This window comes from Idiomarina sp. 017G, from assembly GCF_004362265.1.
GTDB classification, from domain to species: domain Bacteria; phylum Pseudomonadota; class Gammaproteobacteria; order Enterobacterales; family Alteromonadaceae; genus Idiomarina; species Idiomarina loihiensis.
The window spans coordinates 66,344-84,668 of the sequence record NZ_SNWT01000004.1 but is presented as its reverse complement, the minus strand read 5'-3'; the positions used below and the strand labels follow the sequence as shown (position 1 = coordinate 84,668).

General features: G+C 46.6%; 16 protein-coding genes. 14 read left to right on the top strand and 2 right to left on the bottom strand.

Features of this window, described 5'->3' with window-relative positions; genetic code table 11:
- The 7 genes from DEU30_RS07340 to DEU30_RS07310 all read left to right on the top strand — a co-directional run bounded on the left by DEU30_RS07340 (position 1) and on the right by DEU30_RS07310 (position 11,327).
- Entirely contained in the window at positions 1-2,868 is a 2,868-nt protein-coding gene (locus DEU30_RS07340; RefSeq protein WP_227016345.1) for a YjbH domain-containing protein, read from the top strand.
- Between the two features lie 45 nt (positions 2,869-2,913).
- Positions 2,914-4,818, top strand: a complete 1,905-nt coding sequence (locus DEU30_RS07335; protein WP_114981956.1) for a nucleoside-diphosphate sugar epimerase/dehydratase — start codon at positions 2,914-2,916, stop codon at positions 4,816-4,818.
- A 134-nt stretch (positions 4,819-4,952) separates the two neighbouring features.
- Positions 4,953-6,422 carry a glucose-6-phosphate isomerase gene (gene pgi, locus DEU30_RS07330; RefSeq protein WP_114981957.1) on the top strand — a complete coding sequence of 490 codons (1,470 nt, stop codon included), beginning with the start codon at positions 4,953-4,955 and terminating at the stop codon, positions 6,420-6,422.
- 143 nt (positions 6,423-6,565) lie between these two features.
- Positions 6,566-7,201 carry a SatD family protein gene (locus DEU30_RS07325; RefSeq protein WP_114981909.1) on the top strand — a complete coding sequence of 212 codons (636 nt, stop codon included), beginning with the start codon at positions 6,566-6,568 and terminating at the stop codon, positions 7,199-7,201.
- 1 nt (position 7,202) lies between these two features.
- Entirely contained in the window at positions 7,203-8,006 is an 804-nt protein-coding gene (locus DEU30_RS07320; protein WP_114981910.1) for a DUF3307 domain-containing protein, read from the top strand.
- A 154-nt stretch (positions 8,007-8,160) separates the two neighbouring features.
- The gene (gene cysQ / locus DEU30_RS07315; RefSeq protein WP_114981911.1) at positions 8,161-8,895 is read left to right on the top strand and encodes a 3'(2'),5'-bisphosphate nucleotidase CysQ; all 735 of its coding nucleotides are present in this window, start codon (positions 8,161-8,163) and stop codon (positions 8,893-8,895) included.
- A gap of 179 nt (positions 8,896-9,074) precedes the next feature.
- A complete protein-coding gene (locus tag DEU30_RS07310) occupies positions 9,075-11,327 on the top strand; it encodes an Ig-like domain-containing protein (RefSeq protein ID WP_114981912.1) in 2,253 nt (750 codons plus the stop codon).
- A 108-nt stretch (positions 11,328-11,435) separates the two neighbouring features.
- Here DEU30_RS07310 and DEU30_RS07305 read toward each other — a convergent pair whose 3' ends face one another.
- Positions 11,436-12,746 carry a HipA domain-containing protein gene (locus DEU30_RS07305; RefSeq protein ID WP_114981913.1) on the bottom strand — a complete coding sequence of 437 codons (1,311 nt, stop codon included), beginning with the start codon at positions 12,744-12,746 and terminating at the stop codon, positions 11,436-11,438.
- Entirely contained in the window at positions 12,747-13,016 is a 270-nt protein-coding gene (locus tag DEU30_RS07300; RefSeq protein WP_114981914.1) for a helix-turn-helix domain-containing protein, read from the bottom strand.
- Between the two features lie 250 nt (positions 13,017-13,266).
- Here DEU30_RS07300 and DEU30_RS07295 point away from each other — a divergent pair, with 250 nt between their 5' ends.
- The 7 genes from DEU30_RS07295 to guaA all read left to right on the top strand — a co-directional run bounded on the left by DEU30_RS07295 (position 13,267) and on the right by guaA (position 18,301).
- Positions 13,267-13,533: a BrnT family toxin gene (locus DEU30_RS07295; protein WP_034818372.1), complete on the top strand. Its 267-nt coding sequence runs from the start codon at positions 13,267-13,269 to the stop codon at positions 13,531-13,533.
- Positions 13,520-13,753: a hypothetical protein gene (locus DEU30_RS07290; RefSeq protein WP_034818371.1), complete on the top strand. Its 234-nt coding sequence runs from the start codon at positions 13,520-13,522 to the stop codon at positions 13,751-13,753. Before DEU30_RS07295 ends, DEU30_RS07290 begins: the two co-directional genes overlap by 14 nt.
- 9 nt (positions 13,754-13,762) lie before the next feature.
- Entirely contained in the window at positions 13,763-14,116 is a 354-nt protein-coding gene (locus tag DEU30_RS07285) for a hypothetical protein (RefSeq protein ID WP_114981958.1), read from the top strand.
- Between the two features lie 65 nt (positions 14,117-14,181).
- On the top strand, positions 14,182-14,388 hold the full coding sequence (locus DEU30_RS07280) for a hypothetical protein (protein WP_011233833.1): 207 nt from the start codon (positions 14,182-14,184) through the stop codon (positions 14,386-14,388).
- Positions 14,389-14,394: 6 nt separating this feature from the next.
- Positions 14,395-15,102 (top strand): nucleotidyl transferase AbiEii/AbiGii toxin family protein, encoded by a 708-nt coding sequence (locus tag DEU30_RS07275; protein WP_110013724.1) that lies wholly within the window; start codon positions 14,395-14,397, stop codon positions 15,100-15,102.
- Positions 15,103-15,242: 140 nt separating this feature from the next.
- Positions 15,243-16,712 carry an IMP dehydrogenase gene (gene guaB / locus DEU30_RS07270; RefSeq protein WP_011233835.1) on the top strand — a complete coding sequence of 490 codons (1,470 nt, stop codon included), beginning with the start codon at positions 15,243-15,245 and terminating at the stop codon, positions 16,710-16,712.
- A gap of 11 nt (positions 16,713-16,723) precedes the next feature.
- Positions 16,724-18,301 (top strand): glutamine-hydrolyzing GMP synthase, encoded by a 1,578-nt coding sequence (gene guaA / locus DEU30_RS07265; RefSeq protein WP_114981915.1) that lies wholly within the window; start codon positions 16,724-16,726, stop codon positions 18,299-18,301.
- Positions 18,302-18,325: the final 24 nt, after the last annotated feature.

Genomic DNA, 18,325 nt, shown 5'->3' with positions numbered 1-18,325 from the left:
ATGAAAAAGACACTGTTACTCCCTTTTGCAATAGCCGCATTTTTAATTACTGCTTTTCCGGTAACTGCCGAAACGCAAAAAATTGCGTTTGAGGGGCCAGTGCGCCTGCAGCAGGCATTGTCGGCAATGGAAGATCAAGGGCTGCTAGAGAACATTTACTGGCCAACAGCGCGTTTGGTCAAAGTTGATGAGCAAAAAGCGGTAGACGAGCAAAAGCGTAAGGTATTGGCAGAACTAGCGAACTTAGAGAGCTACTGGCGTAGCCGAAGAGAAACGAACAAAGCCGACGCGGCCGCTATAGTGGCTCGTCAGGTAAAAGCTTGGCGCTTAGGTAAACAACTGGTAGGCGAAATAAGTATAGAGGGTGCGCGTCAGCAGCTAGTTGATAACCCCTTGCTGCCGAAAGGCCGTTACGAGTTGGTAGTAAGCAGGAGATCAAATTTTGTTTATGTCTATGGTTTGTTCTCTGAACCGGGGCGATATGAGTTCCAGTCAGGCAAAACAGTAGCCAACTGGATAAGCAACATTGAAAATAGAGCCCAATTACTGGGAGCCTATAATAAAACTAAAGCTGCAAAAATATCGGTTGCTGGCGAAGTCGAGAGTCACTGGAGTTACTTTGAACAGGATGATACGGAGCTGTTGCCTGGCGGTATTTTATGGCTAGGCTTTGAGCAGAACCAGCTGCCGCCTAAGTTTAAGAATTTAAACAGTAATATTAGGGAGCTTTTAGAGCACTTTGTCGCTGATGAGTCTGTCAGAAGCAAAACGAATACGCCTTTATATACGCTGAGTAATGAACCGACACCTGAAAACCATTGGTCGCGTATGGATTTGTCGCCGAGTTATAACAATTATGGCTCTGTAGGCTTAATGCAAAACCCAACCGCGCGTATGGCAAAAGAAGGTGAATTAGCCATTACCTATTCCAATATGGAAGAGTACCGCCGATACACTGTAAATTTACAACTTTTACCCTGGCTTGAAACAACCGCATTTTATACGCGTTTTCCTAACCGTTTATACAGCGATGTGCCGGACTTTAGCGGAGACAGCATTTATACTGACAAAGGCTTTGATGTAAAAGCCCGCCTTTGGCAGGAAAGTTACTGGTTGCCTGAAGTGAGCGTGGGTTTACGCGACTTAGCCGGTACCGGGCTTTTTGATGCTGAGTATATTGTGGGTAGTAAACGTTTTGGCCCGGTAGATATTAGCTTAGGTGTGGGGTTTGGGCGTTTAGGCACATACGATGATGTTTCTAACCCTTTTTGTGAAGTGTCTGACGAATACTGTACCAGAAAGACTGGGTTTAGCGGAAAAGGTGGTGAACTGGAATATGACCAGTGGTTTACCGGGCCTATGGCTTTGTTTGGTGGCGTTGAATACCAAACCCCTTGGGAGCCTTTAACACTAAAAGCTGAGTACGAAGGCAATGATTACAGCCGCGACCAGGCTGGTGTGCCAATTGTTGCAGACAGCCGCTGGAACTTTGGAGCGAACTATCAGGTAACGGACTACTTCGACGTACAGATAAGTTACGAACGTGGCGATACACTCATGTTTAACTTTAGCTTGAGAACCAACTTTAATGAGTTGAATCAGGTGAAGACCACTCCGCCTAAAACTCCGCCTCAGAAGCCGAAAGCCAATAAGCTAGATGACGTTGACTGGGTAGCTATGCGAGGCGAAATGATTAAGCAGGGCGCATTTAGTGGCGCTCGTTTTGCAGCAACGGATGAAGAAGTGACTATGTACGCGTATCATCGTCGTTTTCGTAACAGTGACGAAGCCTACGACCGTGCTGCCCGTATTATGGCCGCAGAGCTTCCTGAGTCAGTAGAAACTTACAATATGGTTGATCAGGCGCTGTTTAACCCAAGTGTAAATACACAGGTTGATGCCGAAGAATTTAAACGGCGAATTCGAAACGAAGAGCCGGGTAAGGGCGTGGATGAAACCAAGGAGCTTTTCACGCGCTTGTATCCGGAACAGCCACCGGTTAAAGACAGTGACGAGTGGAAGCTTAACCCCGACTATCGTTTCAGTAACAGTTACGGGCTAAAACCCTTCTTCAAACAAGACTTTGGCAGTCCCGAAAACTTTCAGACTTATCAGTTGGGTGTCTTTGCTTTTGGGCGGCGTTGGTTAGCAGAAAACTTAGAAGTGTTTGGTGAAGTTGGCTTTAACGTGGCAAATAACTACGACGAGTTTAACTTCCTGGGTGGTGGGCCGTCTGACTTACCCGAAGTGCGTACTCAGGTAAGACGCTATATTAAGAATGACGTGTGGCTAGACTCTGCACAGGTGACTTATCATAAACGGCTTAGTCAGGATTGGTTCGCTATGGCGTACGCTGGGTACCTTGAGCGGATGTTTGGTGGTGCCGGTGCTGAAATATTGTACCGGCCTATAGACAGCCCCTGGGCTTTTGGTGCGCATATTAACCGAGTGCGTCAACGGAACTATACAGGCGGTAGTGGCTTCTTAGATTATGAGGTAACTACGGGTTTTGTTAGCGCTTATTACCAAATGCCGTGGTTGTCTGATACTTTATTACAGCTAGACTTTGGCCAGTTCTTAGCGGGTGATAAAGGCGTTAATGTGACCATGCAGAAGCGTTTTGATAGCGGCGTAATTGCCGGTGCATTTGCTGCCTTTACCAATGTGTCGGCCGAAGAGTATGGTGAAGGTAGCTTTACCAAAGGCTTTTTCATTAGTATTCCGTTTGACTTAATGAGCGTACGCAATACACGTGAACGCATTGGTTTTAGCTGGGTACCATTGTCCCGAAATGGTGGTCAGCAGTTGCAACGCAGAGCGCGTTTGTATGATTACACTGATGACAGAGCGCCGTTTTATAACCGTTAAAATAGTCTGAAAAGGATGTAGACATTGAAACTTTTTAAGTTACTGATGCAGCTGCCTCGCAACGTTAAGCGGGGGATTGGTCTGGTTATTGATATAGGGTCAATAACTGTGGCTATGGTTTTGGCGTACTTATTAAGCTTTGATGCCATTGTGCCGTTGCGTTGGTCGCAATGGATTATTCTGGGCGGCGTAGTTTTAGGTATTACGCTACTTGCTTTTACTCGTTTGGGTTTGTACCGGGCGGTAGTGCGCTATGTTGGCTTTAAAGTGCTGAGCCTGGTGTTTTTTAGCGTTATATTCAGCGGCGTACTGTTGGTTGCCGGGGCATGGGTAATGGGTATTTCTTTACCTGTGTCCGCTGTTGTGAATTATGTGCTTATTGCTTTTCTGTTGACAGGCGGCAGTCGCCTTGTGGTTCGCGAAGGGTATCAACGGGTAATGAGTCGGCAAAAAGACCGGGTTATTATTTATGGTGCGGGCTCGGCCGGACGACAATTAGCTCAGGCGATATCTAACGGTGATGAGTTTCACCCGGTGTTATTCGTTGATGATGACAGTGGCTTACAGAATACCTCGGTTTTGGGGTTAAAAGTTATTTCGCCAGAACATATCGAGCGCGCCATTCGCGACTTGGATATTCAACGTATTTTGTTGGCTTTGCCCAGCACGCTGCGCTCGCGACGCCGCCAAATTCTGGATGCTTTGGAAGCTCTGCCGGTAAAAGTACAAACCGTACCCGGTATGGCCGATATGGTGAATGGCGACTTGTCGATTGACCAGTTACAGGATGTTCGGGTTGAAGACTTGTTAGGGCGTGACCCGGTGACTCCGGCGCCGCAGCTAATGGAAAAGCATATTACCGGGCAAACTGTACTGGTAACGGGAGCGGGTGGCTCTATTGGTTCTGAATTGTGCCGCCAGATACTGAAGCAGAGGCCTAAGGCATTGGTGCTGTATGAGCTGTCGGAATTTGCTCTATACGCTATAGAGCGCGAGCTTACACTTATTTGCCAGCAGCAGGGCATTGGTGCAGAAATTATTCCTGTTATAGGTACGGTTCAGCGACGCAACCGTATTGAAACTGTGTTGAGAACTTTTGCTGTGGATACCGTATACCACGCCGCCGCTTATAAGCATGTGCCTTTAGTTGAATACAATATGGTTGAGGGCGTGCGCAATAATGTGTTTGGCACCTGGCATACCGGCGAGGCGGCAATTGCTGCGGGTGTTAAGCAGTTTGTGTTAATTTCCACCGACAAAGCCGTGCGGCCTACCAATGTTATGGGTACTACCAAACGCTTGTCGGAGTTGGTGCTGCAGGGGCTGGCGCAACGCCAGCGCGGAACGCGTTTTTCAATGGTGCGTTTTGGCAATGTACTGGGGTCTTCCGGTTCGGTTGTGCCTTTGTTTAAGGAGCAGATTGAACACGGCGGGCCGGTAACCGTAACGCACCCCGATATTACCCGCTTTTTTATGACCATACCCGAGGCTGCGCAGTTAGTGATTCAGGCAGGCACCATGGGGCATTCCGGCTCGGTGTTTGTGCTGGACATGGGCGACTCGGTTAAAATTGTCGATTTAGCCCGCAAGATGATCCGCCTGTCGGGGTTGGAAGAGAGAACCGAGAAGAACCCGCACGGCGATATTGCCATAGAGTTTAGTGGCTTGCGGCCGGGCGAGAAGTTGTACGAAGAACTGTTAATTGGTGACAATGTAGAAGCCAGTGACCACCCGCGTATATTGCGTGCCAATGAGCAGTCGCTAAGCTGGGACGAAATGGAGAAATTGCTGGGGCTGTTAGACGATACATGCCAACGTTTCGCCATTGACGAACTGCGCCAGTTATTGCTGGACGCCCCAACCGGCTACGCCCCGTTGGACGACCGTATTTGTGATGTTATTTGGAATAAACACCGCACCTGTAGCGATGATGAATCGGATGTCGCCTGACATGGTGAATGTGACCTGACATGATGAATGTAGCCTGACATTTATGTCAGGTGAGATATTGTTCCTGACGTAAACGTCAGGCTACGAAGGCATGTCAGACGACGCCCAGACGAAAAATGAAAATGGACAAACGGATGATAAAAAACGGACCTTACTTAGCTTTAGATACCAGCTACCAAAAGCTGTCAGTGGACGAACTACTCGAAACCGCTGGCAAACGCTTACCCGAACACTTCGATGATTACCGCCGGCAGCTGTGCCGCGGTGAATACCGCAACCTAAGCGAAGATCGCCCGGTAACTCATGTGTTGAGCCGCTCGGTACACGCGGTGGCTAAGCAAAGTAACCGCAAAACCCGCTTTGTGGATACCGTACAAAAGCTGCGTTCCGGCCGTTGGTTAGGCAGTACCGGAAAACCCATTACCGATGTTGTGAACATTGGTGTGGGCGGCTCCGACTTAGGTCCGCAAATGGGGGCCTTTGCGCTGAAAGAGTTTGCGGACGACGCTGCTTTACATGGCTTGCAGGTACATTTTGTGTCTTCTATGGACGGTGGCCAGCTTTATGCGGTACTGCCCATTGTTGACCCGGAAACCACCTTATTCATTGTGTCGTCTAAGTCCTTTGGTACGGTGGACACCTTTGCCAATGTGGATACCGTACGCAAATGGATAGAGCCTGATTTAACTCAGGAGCAGTGGCTGGCAAAGCATGTAATAGGCGTGTCGGCGAATGCACAAGGCATGACGGATTATGGCATACCACCGGCGCAGCAATTTACTTTTGGTCAGGGCGTAGGCGGGCGCTTTTCGCTATGGTCGGCCTTGGGCTTAAGTATTGCTTTGACCACCGGCATTCGACCTTTTGAGCGCATGCTGGAAGGCGCTAAAGCCATGGACGAGCACTTTTTAGACGCGCCTTTAGCGGACAACCTACCGGTTTTGTTGGCGCTTTATGGTGTGTATAACCGCGAGCAGCTGGGCATTAATAACTTAGCTATTTTGCCGTACGACGGTCGCTTGCGTATGTTGCCGAACTACCTGCAGCAGCTGGATATGGAAAGTAACGGTAAGCAGTACACTGCCGAGAATGAGGCCATAGATTACCCCACAGGCCCTATTATTTGGGGCGGTTTTGGACCTAACGGACAACACGCGTTTTTCCAGCATTTGCACCAGGGTTATGACCAGTTTACTGCGGACTTTGTCACCGTGCTTAAACGTGAGGCTCCCGGCTTTTCTGATGCCACCCGCAGTGGTCTGGCCGAGCAGCAGCGTTTGGCTGTAGCCAACTGTCTGGCGCACCGACGCTTAATGTGGGACGGCAGCGAAAATGCCGATTCACCCAGTGACCATTACCCGGGCGGGCACCCGTCTAACCTGCTGATAATGGACGACCTGACCCCTGAGAGCTTTGGCGCCTTAATAGCTGCTTATGAGCACAAAGTGTTTACCCAGGGCGTTATTTGGGGCTTGAACAGCTTTGACCAGCCCGGCGTAGAGAAGGGCAAGAAAATTGCCATGGACGTACTGCGCGTACTGGACGGCGAAAGCGACGAGACCTTTGATGACAGCACTGATGCTATAATTAAGCGTATGCGGTGATGTAGCCTGACGTTTACGTCAGGTTCTGCACTCCACCTGACATGAATGTCAGGCTACGTACATATTGTAACCGTATTCAGTTACAATTGATAATGTAACTATATTGAGTTACATTTGATAGTGTGACTCTACGGGAAAACAACATGAAAAACTCTATGATTGGTGTAATAACTGGCGATATCGTTAATTCGCGGCAAATTCCTGTTGAGGAATACGATAGTATGCTTTATCGGCTGCACCAGACGCTTGAGTCTTTTAGTGAGCGTTATCAGATGCATTTTGATGTATTTCGTGGCGACGAGTTTCAATTGCTGTTAAAGCGGCCTGAAAAAGTTATCTATTTAGCAACAATTATTCGTTTATCGCTTAAATCGGGCTCCACCAACATTGATGTCCGACAGAGTTTGTCTGTAGGTGACAGTAACGAATTGCGAGATGACGTGAAGAGTTCTACCGGAGAGGCTTTCGTTTTATCAGGGCAGAACTTAAATAAAATGAAATCTGAGTTATTAATCTTTGACTCTACAATCGAACTCCTCAAACATCACCTCGGGTCGACCATTGAATTACTGGATGCACATTTAAGTTCTATAACAAAAACAGAATCTTACGTATTGATGAGTTACCTGGGGGATCCAGAAGTTTCGCATGCTGAACTGGCGAAAGAGATAGGTAAAAGTAGACCTAATACGACAAAGATGCTGAATTCAGCTCGTTACAATAGCGTTTTGAAGTACTTGTACTATGCCGAGAACCTGATAATAGAGGCTCGGGGATAAAATGAATGACTATTTAATTTTGATGCTGTTACTGCTGGCGCACATAGCCGGTGATTTTTATTTTCAGCCGGATTGTTTGGTTGGTAAAAAGTTATCATCAAGCTTCCGAAAGCGACTGTATGCTACTGCGATTCATGCTTTTATTCATGCTTGCTTGGTCGTGTTTCTGCTGCTGATGCTGAAAATGTCTTGGTATGATTTATTGGTAACGACAGCTGTTATAGGCGTGACTCATTTTATTATCGATTCACTTAAGTCAGCAGCCGTTATTAAATGGGTTGATACTAGGGAAGAAAACGAACAACCGAAGGAAGATAGTAAACCAAGGAAAAGGAACCGTGAATTCTATTGGTTTGTATTAGATCAACTGGCTCATTTGAGCGTTATAATTCTAATTTGGCTCGGGTTATTCCAACCTTTTTCCTCTATTGTCGAATATTTGTCAGTTCAATACCTTGTTGTTTTCATTTCTTATCTTCTTGTTTTGAAGCCGACCTCTGTATTAGTCAGTCTTATTTTAAAATTGTGTGAAACACGAGAGAAAAACGATAAAACTCTGAATGAGGCTGGTGCGGTCATTGGCTATATAGAGCGTTTGGTTATTCTTACTCTGATATTGGCCGGGCAATATACCGCAATTGGTTTTGTGATAGCCGCTAAGTCGGTATTGCGCTTCGGCGAGAATAAAGGGAAGGACACGAAGCTAAATGAATATGTGCTTCTGGGAACCTTGGCAAGTTTTGCTATAGTTTTATTTGTCGGCATTGCCACCACTGAAGTATTAGAAATACTTAAATGTAACTAAATATGGTTACTTTACCACTTGTAACCGAATACAGTTACTTTGGAACCAAGTGCTTGGTTATGTAGCCTGACGTTTACGTCAGGTTCGATATCCCACCTGACATAAATGTCAGGCTACGCAAGCCTTGTAACTGAATAGAACAACGGAATGACTCATGCTTAAAGAAGTAAAAGACATAGCCCGGGATGCAGGCGCTGCCATTATCGACATTTACCAAAGCAATGACTTTGATGTGCAGAAAAAGGCCGATGACAGTCCGCTGACCAAAGCGGATTTAGCCGCGCATAACATCATTTGTGAGGGTTTGCGTGCGCTGGATATTCAGTACCCGGTTATTTCGGAAGAGTCGTCAGACATTAGTTGGGCGCAGCGCAAGCACTGGTGCCGCTATTGGCTGGTTGACCCGTTGGACGGCACCAAGGAATTTATTAAGCGAAATGACGAATTCACCGTGAACATTGCCCTGATAGAAAAGGGCGTGCCCATTTTAGGTGTGGTGTATGCTCCGGCGTTAGACGCCATGTATACCGGCGAGCGTGACCGCGGTGCGTTTTTAAACGACAAAGCGATTTCGGTTGCCACGCAGGAACCTGAAGCTTTGCGCGTTGTAGGCTCGCGCTCACACCCCTCACAGGAAACGACCGACTGGTTAGATGCTCAGGGCAAATCCTACGAGATGCTGGCGGTAGGCAGTTCACTGAAGTTTTGCCTGGTAGCCGAAGGTAAAGCCGACATTTATCCCCGTTTAAGCCCCACCAGCGAGTGGGACACCGCCGCAGCCCATGCGGTATTAAGCGCAGCAGGTGGTGAGGTCAAAACCCTTAACGGCGAACCGTTGCTGTACAACCAAAAAGCAGACTACCTCAACCCGCACTTTATTGCCCGGTGATTGGTGTTGTAGCCTGACGTTTACGTCAGGAACGGTATCTCACCTGACATGAATGTCAGGCTACATTTTGTTTGATTTGGGTGGTTTCAATGTAAAGAAATTGTAAATTTTCCGTTGACTTTATTTTTGGGGAAAGCTAAAAAGGCTCAGGATTTTAAAGCAAACCTAAGGATAACTTAATGAAACAGGCAGTTCCTATTTTCTTCGGTTCACTGCTGCTTTTGACGGCCTGTAGTGATGACGACAACAATAACAATAATAACGCGCCCCCTACTGCAGTTGATGATTCCGTATCAGTAGATACTGGAGTTGAATCTTCTATTGATGTATTGGCAAACGATACCGATCCGGACGATGATGCTTTAGAAATTGTCGATGTATCGGACCCAGAAAATGGAACAGCTTCCATTGATGGCAGTGTCATTCTGTATACGCCAGTTGACAGCTTCTTAGGCACTGACACTTTTACCTACACCATGACAGATGGTGAATCGGAGGCATCTGCTGAAGTCACTGTTACCGTTCAGGATACCGTTAGTATCTCGGGTAAAATTGTCGATAAAGTTATCCCTGATGCGACGGTAACTGTAACGGTTGGTGGTGAAACTTATACCACAACTTCAAATGCTGATGGTGACTACACGTTAGATGTGAGCTTTACACAGGGTGAAGAGCTTTTAATCATTAATGCAAAGGGCTCAGAGAGCAATAATCAGGATTTTGTGGAGCTAGTTAGCACGCTTCCTTCGTTAAACTCCCTGAAGTCAAAAGCGGGTGACGATGGCATCTTGGATAGCAACGAAGCGTTTGGTACGAACGTTACTAACGTGACCACAGCAAGCTACGCGCTGATGCTTGACGCCAACGACGGGGAAACACCGGCAGACGACGAAGCCTTGAGTATGGCTCAGGAAGCGATTGACGCTAACGAACTTTTAGAAATGTCTGCCGTTATTAAAATGGTGATTGATGAAGGCCGGAAAATGCCAGAAGGCAACAAAAGCACGCTGGATTTTGTTAAAAAGAAAAAAGCTTTCAAAGAGGAAGTTGAAAAAATAAAACAGGAAAACCCGAATGCAATTGGCGAAATGATAAGCCAAATTGCGTCGGACAAAAACCTGGTACCGCAAAAGACTGAAGCGAACTTGCCTTCGTTTTATATTCCCACAGCAGCAACAGTTCCGGGCTTTGTGAGTAAGTCCTCAGAAGTTTTGGTCTTCAATGAAGATGGGACTGGCAAAAGTCTCGCTGTTCCGGTTAATTCTGACCCAGGCGCTAAAAATACATTTACTTGGAAGTTACAGAACAATGGGTTTTATAAAATTGTCTATGATACCCCAAGGACTCATGTGTCTTTCCCGATGGGGGCTCCTTCCTGGGCTACTGATGAGGTAAAGGCGGCTTGTCGCGATAATCAGGTATACACTGAGTTTACCTATGAATATATTGAGTTCAAAGTTCTTGTCGAAGGACAGAGTGTCGATACGGTGCGAAAAAAAGCCCCTTATAAACAGACGATTACTACAGACCTTTGTGAAACTGATTCTGGTTCCTATACTAAAGCTGTTGATGCAGAGGCTGACAGCCAGGCATATTTAAATGGCGATGGAATGACCCTCATTCCCCTAAACAAGAGTGACGTTGAGGGAACTTGGGCGATGAACGTACTGGGGCAGTATGCTGAAGAAAATAATAATCGCTTTATTCCAGACATGGTTACTTTCGGCGCCGACGGAAGCTTAAGCTCACTATACGCGGGTGTAAGTGGTACATGGGAGCTGACAGACTCTGGCACTATTATTTTAATGTACGATGGCTACGAGCAAACAGTTGTAATGTACGACAAAATTAATGGGCTTTATGGCTCGTTAATGACTGTGAAAGACGCCAATGGACCTGTTGCTGGTTATTATGGACGTGTTGTTAAAGACGATCCGGAAGTTACCGTAACCGCTGAAGACTTATATACCGAAGCCGATGAGTTCTGGTTTGGTCATATTAATTCCTGGATGCGCCCTAACTGGAATGAAGACGCAGATTTGCCTACTGTCGATCAGTACTGGGGGTGGCAATTTAAGTCACCGAATGAGGCCTTTAATGTCCGGTTAGTTTGTGACTTACCCGAAGACGTTTTCTTCTGTGAGCATGGCGTAACAACTCAACGAGTTGCTGCCGACCAGCTACCTGGCTGGCAAGTAAAAGAGTCGGGGAAAGTTGTTCAAATTGATAGGGTGAATGGCGGTAACTCTGGTGATTTAGTTCGTCGCTGGCATGTGCTTGATATAACCGATGATGGTTGGATGTACGTGCTAGAATTTGACTTTTATGATCAGGTTGCAGACAGTACTGACGATATTTCGGTATTGGGCGGTGCATATAACCGTATTAATATGATGGATGTGACTAAGTTTCCTGACGGCCTTAGCCACTAATATTTCGCTTTGAAGAAAAACCGTACCAGGCGTAGCCCGGTGCGGTTTTTTTGTTTGTAGCCTAACGTTTACGTCAGGAACGATATCTCACCTGACATAAATGTCAGGCTACAAACTTATATCAGCGATATTATCGGCACACGCTTGCAACTGCTGTGTGCGAGCCTGGATGTGCTCAATTAGCTGCGCGATATAGTCTTTTTCTTCCGTTGAAATAAGCTGTTGTTGCTCGAGCTCTTCTGACAGGTTTTGTGTGTTGATTACCTGTAGAACCTTAGCTGACAATTCACGCAGTGATTCGACTACAAGTTGGCGTTTTAGACCACAACTCGCTGCAAAGTCAGCAAGCTGGTATGCATGTATATGATCAGGCTCAAATTCATCACCTACAGCCATGGCTAGGGTCTGTTTAAACTGAGGAAACATGGCGACGTTAACTAAGTCGTAGCTTGGCGTGAAGTCACAACTGTTACGTCCCCAGAAAAATGATACGTTTTTAGCGTGGCTGTCGTAGTTACTGATCATCAAGTTAAATAGCTGCCATTGCAGAAGTTGCATGGTGTTTTGTGCTGGACTGGGTGAAGCCTGGCAAAAGTTAAAAAGTTTTGGGAGGCTGGCGCCATCGCGAATATGCTTCATGTCGCGGTTGTCACCGAAATTGCGTTCGTACTTATACTCGCGGGGAAGATCCAGAGCCTGGCAACCGTCTATAACGTGGCGACGCAATACTTTCTCCGCTTTAGCCTCGTAACGTCGGTCAAAGCGTTTCACCAGGAGCGCCGGGAATTGCTCAAAGCGCATAAACTGGGTTTCTGCGGTCGGTAACCCAGAAAGCTTAGCCAACCGCATACAAATGAATTCGTTTAGCACCAAATGCGGCAAATTGGCTTTTTCAAACTTGAGAATATGGGTTGAAGATAACGTCCCATCGCCAAAGCCAATTTGGCCGTCAGGGCTAATATAAACATTAAGTTTGTCCTGCACACCGGCAACACTCAAGCGGGGCTTGTCGTCCCAGTGCAGCAATCCAAAATCTTCTTTTTGTTCAAGTCGCCGTATGAGTTCTTTCGATGGAATCTCCCGAAAAGTCGGTTGGTTGGGAGTCTTTTGGCTACTGAATGTAAAGGCTCCGGATACATCCTGACCCAGAGCCAAAGTCTGAGCGAAGACATTCTTTTCGCTGACACCAAGGTTCTGCGCGAGTAACTCTCTGGCTTTTCCCTCGGGGAGTAAGTTATCCAGGTAGTTATAGACACTAGCTGGCGTACTGGGGTTCTGGAAAGAAAGTGAAGGTGAGATGGGGAAGCCGTTCTCCCTCCATTGATGTTGATACTCTACGACAGGAAGGTTGGTTTCTGCACTAAGGCCTATATGGCCAATAACCTTTTCGCCATAGCGGATATTAACGGAATGCAGCATTTACACCCACTCCTCTGTTGAAGCGTCTGCTTTTGCTGTTAATTGGATACCCAGACCTTGTAGCACAGAAAAAGTTGCCGCCAGAGTGGTGTTGGGGTTGCCACGCTCAAGGCGGGACAAAGTATTGATTCCAACACCGCACAGTGCAGCGCAGTCACGAAGCTTAAGCTTCATTCCCGTGCGCTTAGCTTTAATAAGCTGACCTAATAATTCTGGACTGGCAATTGCAGATACATTGGGAGCCTCTGTTGCTTTAACGCGTTTAGGCATACCACCTCCTTTTATTCACCGAATAAAGTGATTATAGGTAGGTTTTGGCTTTTATCAATATAAATTAACTGATATCGGGTATTAATTGGTTTTGGTGTAATTAAAATTATAAATTACCTAGTATCGGTGATTTTATGTTTCTGCCATTGATGTAATATCTCATGACTAAATGCGCTTTCGTCAAATGATTTAGTAATGACGTTTTAATACCATTTAAGTTTAAATTTTATTTATAAATGGTATATATTTAATGTTGGTTTTCGAGTTTGATGGAGCAAAGAGTTTATCAAACATGCAAAAGCATGGAATTGATTTTTACTCTGCTCAATCTCTTTGGAATGACCCGGAGTTAATTGAAATTCCGGCTAAAACTGAAGATGAAAAGCGTTATTTAGTTATAGCTAAGTACAAAGGAAAGCATTGGTCAGCTGTGATTACTTATCGAACAAGAGCAATCAGGATTATTTCTGTCAGACGCTCTAGGCATAGCGAGGTGAAGCTTTATGAAAGCGAGTGAATTTGACAAAAAGTTCGATTCAGATGAAGACGTTATGGATGAGCTTGAGCTGGAAAAGGCGAAAAGACCCATGCGCAAACAAAAGCGAGTGAATGTGGATTTTCCTGAATGGATGCTAGACTCTTTAGATGAAGAGGCTGCCCGCATTGGAGTAACAAGACAATCTATTATTAAAGTCTGGTTAGCTGAGCGGCTTGAGCAAATTGAAAGGAACCTATAGGTGAAACACATGAAACTACTTTTAGCTTTTGCAGCAACGGCGTTATTGGCTGGTTGCAGTGCAGCTCAGTCAGCAACAGATACTCCGGTCACTATGGCCGATATTAAAGAACTGATTGGTAAGCCGGAAGCGCAAAGCATAGATAGCTGTAAGGTACTGCCAATAGGTAAAAAGGCATGTGGTGGGCCAGCGAGTTATGTGGTGTACAGTAGCGAAACCATTACCGATGAGAGAGAACTGCTGGATGCTGTGCATCGCTACAATAAGAAGGCCGAAAAAGATGCTCAAACAGGCTATTCTACCTGCCAGTTTATTCCCGAGCCTGAACCCCAGTTAAAAGGCGGTGTGTGCTGGATACCCTAGTGGACAAATACTAATCACTTAATTAGACTAACTAGTATCAATATTTAAGAGTAGGCGGAGGCTTGATGGACAAGATTGATCGTGCTTATTATCCAGAGCTCGACAAGCTTCTGTGGGATACCAATACGAAATACTTAACGCCTAAAGAAGCATTGGATATTTATGAAACTCGCTGGCGTTTTGTCGAAGAAAGGCAATTGCTTAAGCGCGAGCGTCAGCTAATTGATAAATTGGCAAAAGATGCAGGCGGTTTTCTCCCAAGTGCAGCGTAAAAATTGATGAGCACTTACCAGCGTAAACACCACCAGTTAATTCAGCGTTGCCTGGATAATTTTAATAGCCACTACTTAACGGAACACGCAATTCTTTTTGGTGGCGGCACTCGGATAGCTCTGGAGCTTAGCGAGTATCGTGAATCAGTTGACATTGATTTTCTTTGTAGAGATAAAAAATCATTTCGAGCGGTAAGAGAACAGGTAACGAATAGAACGCTAGGTGAGCTGGTAAAAGAGGATTTTATTTATTCTCGCGATATTTCGTTTGATAGATATGGTGTGCGCACTTTTCTGGATGTTGATGGTGTGAGAATTAAGCTTGAGTTTGTAGCTTTTGACAACTACGCGTTAGAGCAAGGAGATGACGCAGATTTATTTAATGTGCCTTTTATTGACCGTACTTCATGTTTTATCACCAAGCTTCTGGCAAATGCTGATAGGTGGATGCAGAAACCTTATAAAGACATATTTGATTTGATTGTTATGTTTGAAAACTGGGGGGAGATACCACCCGAGGCGTACGCGGAAGCTCACACCCATTATGGAATTGATGCCGTAAATAACAGCTTAAGGCGGGCACTTCAGAACCTTCTGAATAATCATGATACCTATAGAAAAGAAGCAGAAGCTATGGGGGTGAAAAAAGAATACTTTGATAGTGTGGTGGTTCCTGGTTCTGAGCGATTACTTTCATCAGTCAGTGGTATGTAGCCTGACATTCATGTCAGGTGAGATATCTTTCCTGACGTAAACGTCAGGCTACGAAATCAACGTAGTCAGGCTACTTGCATTCCACGCACTAAACGGGTAAAATCCACCCGCAACATGAATCCAGTCACGGAGTGTTGCACATGCTGCGAATTGCCCAAGAAGCCTTGACCTTTGACGACGTTTTGCTCGTTCCCGGTCATTCCGAAGTTCTCCCCCATACCGCTGATTTACGCACGCAATTAACGCGTGGAATTTCTTTAAATATTCCTTTGGTTTCAGCTGCGATGGATACCGTTACTGAATCGGCACTGGCAATTGCGCTGGCGCAGGAAGGCGGGCTCGGATTTATCCACAAAAATATGACCGCAGAGCAACAAGCCGCGCACGTTCGTAAAGTTAAAAAATACGAAAGTGGCATGGTCTCTGACCCGGTTACCGTAAGACCTACTACCACCATTGGTGAAATTAAAAAGCTGACTGCCGAGCATGGCTTTCAGGGTTTTCCTGTGGTTGAAGGTAATGGCGACTTGGTTGGTATTGTTACCGGTCGGGATACGCGTTTTGAAGACGACGACAGCAAAGAGATTCGCCACGTAATGACCGGCAATGATCGCTTGGTAACTGTGCACGAAACGGCAGAAAGCGAAGAAATTCTTCAGCTTATGCACAAACACCGCATTGAAAAAATTCTGGTTGTGGATGACGCGCACAAGTTGAAGGGTATGATCACCCTGAAAGATTTTGAAAAAGCGGAAAACAAACCGAACGCCTGTAAAGATGAACTAGGCTCATTGCGTGTTGGTGCTGCTGTCGGTGTTGGCGCGGGCACAGAAGAACGTATTCAATTACTGGTTGAGGCGGGCGTTGATGTATTGCTTATTGATACTTCGCACGGGCACTCTCAGGGCGTATTAGACCGCGTTAAGCAAACTCGTAAAGACTACCCGGAATTACAAATTATTGCCGGTAACGTAGCAACTGCCGCTGGCGCTAAGGCGCTGGTTGAAGCGGGCGTTGATGCGGTTAAAGTTGGTATTGGTCCGGGCTCAATTTGTACTACGCGTATTGTTACGGGTTGTGGTGTGCCGCAGATTAGCGCTATTAGCGATGCCGTAGATGCCATTAAAGGCTCGGGTGTTCCGATTATTGCTGACGGCGGTATTCGCTTCTCAGGCGATATTGCTAAAGCTCTGGCTGCCGGCGCGCATTGTGTGATGGTGGGCAGCATGCTGGCCGGTACGGAAGAGTCGCCGGGTGAAGTTGAGCTTTACCAGGGACGTTATTATAAATCATACCGTGGTATGGGCAGCCTGGGTGCAATGAACCAGCGCAATGGTTCGTCTGACCGTTACTTCCAGAAGAGCGATGAAGCCGATAAGCTGGTACCTGAGGGAATTGAAGGGCGTATAGCTTACAAAGGACCAATTTCTGCGATTATTCATCAGCAAATGGGCGGCCTGCGTTCAGCTATGGGCTTAACCGGTTGTCCGACAATTGATGACATGCGCACTAAGCCGCAGTTTGTAAAAGTAACTGCAGCCGGCATGGGCGAATCACATGTACACGATGTGCACATTACCAAAGAAGCACCGAATTACCGCAGTTCATAACAGGATGACTAATGACTAGAGATATCCACGACCACCGAATATTGATTCTGGATTTCGGCTCTCAGTACACTCAGCTGATTGCCCGCCGCATTCGCGAAATTGGCGTTTACTGTGAACTTTGGGCCTGGGATGTTGATGAAGCCGACATCCGCGAATTTTCGCCTAAAGGCATTATTTTATCGGGTGGCCCGGAAAGTGTAGCTGAAGAAGGTTCGCCGCGTGCGCCTGAATATGTCTTTAACGCAGGCGTACCAGTATTTGGTATTTGCTACGGCATGCAGACCATGGCACACCAGTTGGGCGGTTCTGTGCAATGCTCGCTGGAGCGCGAATTTGGTTATGCTCAAATTGAGCTGGTAGAGCAAAGTCCGCTGTTTAAAGCCATTGAAGATGCTGTGTCTGAGTCTGGCGCACCATTACTGGATGTGTGGATGAGCCACGGCGACAAAGTGGAAATGATTCCGGAAGGATTCCACACCGTAGCGAAAACCTCTTATTGCCCATATGCTGCGATGGCTGATGAAGAACGCCAGTTTTATGGTGTACAGTTTCATCCGGAAGTGACTCATACACGCCAGGGACAGCGTATGCTGGAGCATTTTGTCAGCGATATCTGCGGCTGTGAGAAGCAATGGACGCCGGCAAAAATCATCGATGACGCTATTGAACGCATCCGTGAACAAGTGGGTAGTGACAAAGTTATTCTTGGTTTGTCTGGCGGTGTTGATTCGTCGGTAACGGCTATGCTGCTGCACCGCGCTATTGGCGAGCAGCTGACCTGCGTATTTGTTGACAACGGCTTGCTGCGTCTGAACGAGGCAGAGCAGGTGATGGAAATGTTCGGCGACCACTATGGTCTGAACATTTTGCCAATACGTGCAGAAGACCGTTTCTTAGATGCGTTGGCGGGTGAGAATGACCCGGAGAAAAAGCGTAAAATTATTGGTAATACCTTCATTGAAATTTTTGATGAAGAAGCCGGTAAGCTGACCGAAGTTGACTGGCTGGCGCAGGGCACGATTTACCCTGACGTAATTGAGTCTGCGGGTTCTAAAACTGGTAAAGCGCACGTGATTAAATCACACCACAACGTGGGCGGTTTGCCGGAAGACATGAAATTAGGTTTGGTTGAGCCGCTACGCGAGCTGTTTAAAGACGAAGTGCGTAAAATTGGGCTTGAGTTAGGCCTGCCGTACAACATGCTTTACCGTCATCCGTTCCCGGGACCTGGTTTGGGTGTTCGTGTGCTGGGTGAAATTAAGAAAGAATACTGCGACTTATTGCGCCGTGCCGATGCGATTTTCATTGAAGAGCTGCACAACGCGGACTGGTACAACAAAGTCAGCCAGGCCTTTGCGGTATTCCTGCCGGTACGTTCGGTGGGGGTTATGGGTGATCAGCGTAAGTACGACTGGGTTATTGCCATACGCGCCGTAGAGACTATCGACTTTATGACCGCGCGCTGGGCTCATTTGCCGTATGAGTTGCTAGAGAAGGTATCAAACCGGATTATCAACGAAGTTAACGGAATTTCCCGCGTAACCTACGATATTTCAGGTAAACCACCTGCCACCATCGAGTGGGAATAAGCAGGTAAACATTGGCTGGCCGTT

Excerpts from the sequence above, each read along its gene's own strand:
- DEU30_RS07340 (WP_227016345.1), top strand. The coding sequence starts at position 1 with ATGAAAAAGACACTGTTACTCCCTTTTGCAATAGCCGCATTTTTAATT.
- DEU30_RS07335 (WP_114981956.1), top strand. The coding sequence starts at position 2,914 with ATGCAGCTGCCTCGCAACGTTAAGCGGGGGATTGGTCTGGTTATTGAT.
- pgi (WP_114981957.1), top strand. The coding sequence starts at position 4,953 with ATGATAAAAAACGGACCTTACTTAGCTTTAGATACCAGCTACCAAAAG.
- DEU30_RS07325 (WP_114981909.1), top strand. The coding sequence starts at position 6,566 with ATGAAAAACTCTATGATTGGTGTAATAACTGGCGATATCGTTAATTCG.
- DEU30_RS07320 (WP_114981910.1), top strand. The coding sequence starts at position 7,203 with ATGAATGACTATTTAATTTTGATGCTGTTACTGCTGGCGCACATAGCC.
- cysQ (WP_114981911.1), top strand. The coding sequence starts at position 8,161 with ATGCTTAAAGAAGTAAAAGACATAGCCCGGGATGCAGGCGCTGCCATT.
- DEU30_RS07310 (WP_114981912.1), top strand. The coding sequence starts at position 9,075 with ATGAAACAGGCAGTTCCTATTTTCTTCGGTTCACTGCTGCTTTTGACG.
- DEU30_RS07305 (WP_114981913.1), bottom strand. The coding sequence starts at position 12,746 with ATGCTGCATTCCGTTAATATCCGCTATGGCGAAAAGGTTATTGGCCAT.
- DEU30_RS07300 (WP_114981914.1), bottom strand. The coding sequence starts at position 13,016 with ATGCCTAAACGCGTTAAAGCAACAGAGGCTCCCAATGTATCTGCAATT.
- DEU30_RS07295 (WP_034818372.1), top strand. The coding sequence starts at position 13,267 with ATGTTGGTTTTCGAGTTTGATGGAGCAAAGAGTTTATCAAACATGCAA.
- DEU30_RS07290 (WP_034818371.1), top strand. The coding sequence starts at position 13,520 with ATGAAAGCGAGTGAATTTGACAAAAAGTTCGATTCAGATGAAGACGTT.
- DEU30_RS07285 (WP_114981958.1), top strand. The coding sequence starts at position 13,763 with ATGAAACTACTTTTAGCTTTTGCAGCAACGGCGTTATTGGCTGGTTGC.
- DEU30_RS07280 (WP_011233833.1), top strand. The coding sequence starts at position 14,182 with ATGGACAAGATTGATCGTGCTTATTATCCAGAGCTCGACAAGCTTCTG.
- DEU30_RS07275 (WP_110013724.1), top strand. The coding sequence starts at position 14,395 with ATGAGCACTTACCAGCGTAAACACCACCAGTTAATTCAGCGTTGCCTG.
- guaB (WP_011233835.1), top strand. The coding sequence starts at position 15,243 with ATGCTGCGAATTGCCCAAGAAGCCTTGACCTTTGACGACGTTTTGCTC.
- guaA (WP_114981915.1), top strand. The coding sequence starts at position 16,724 with ATGACTAGAGATATCCACGACCACCGAATATTGATTCTGGATTTCGGC.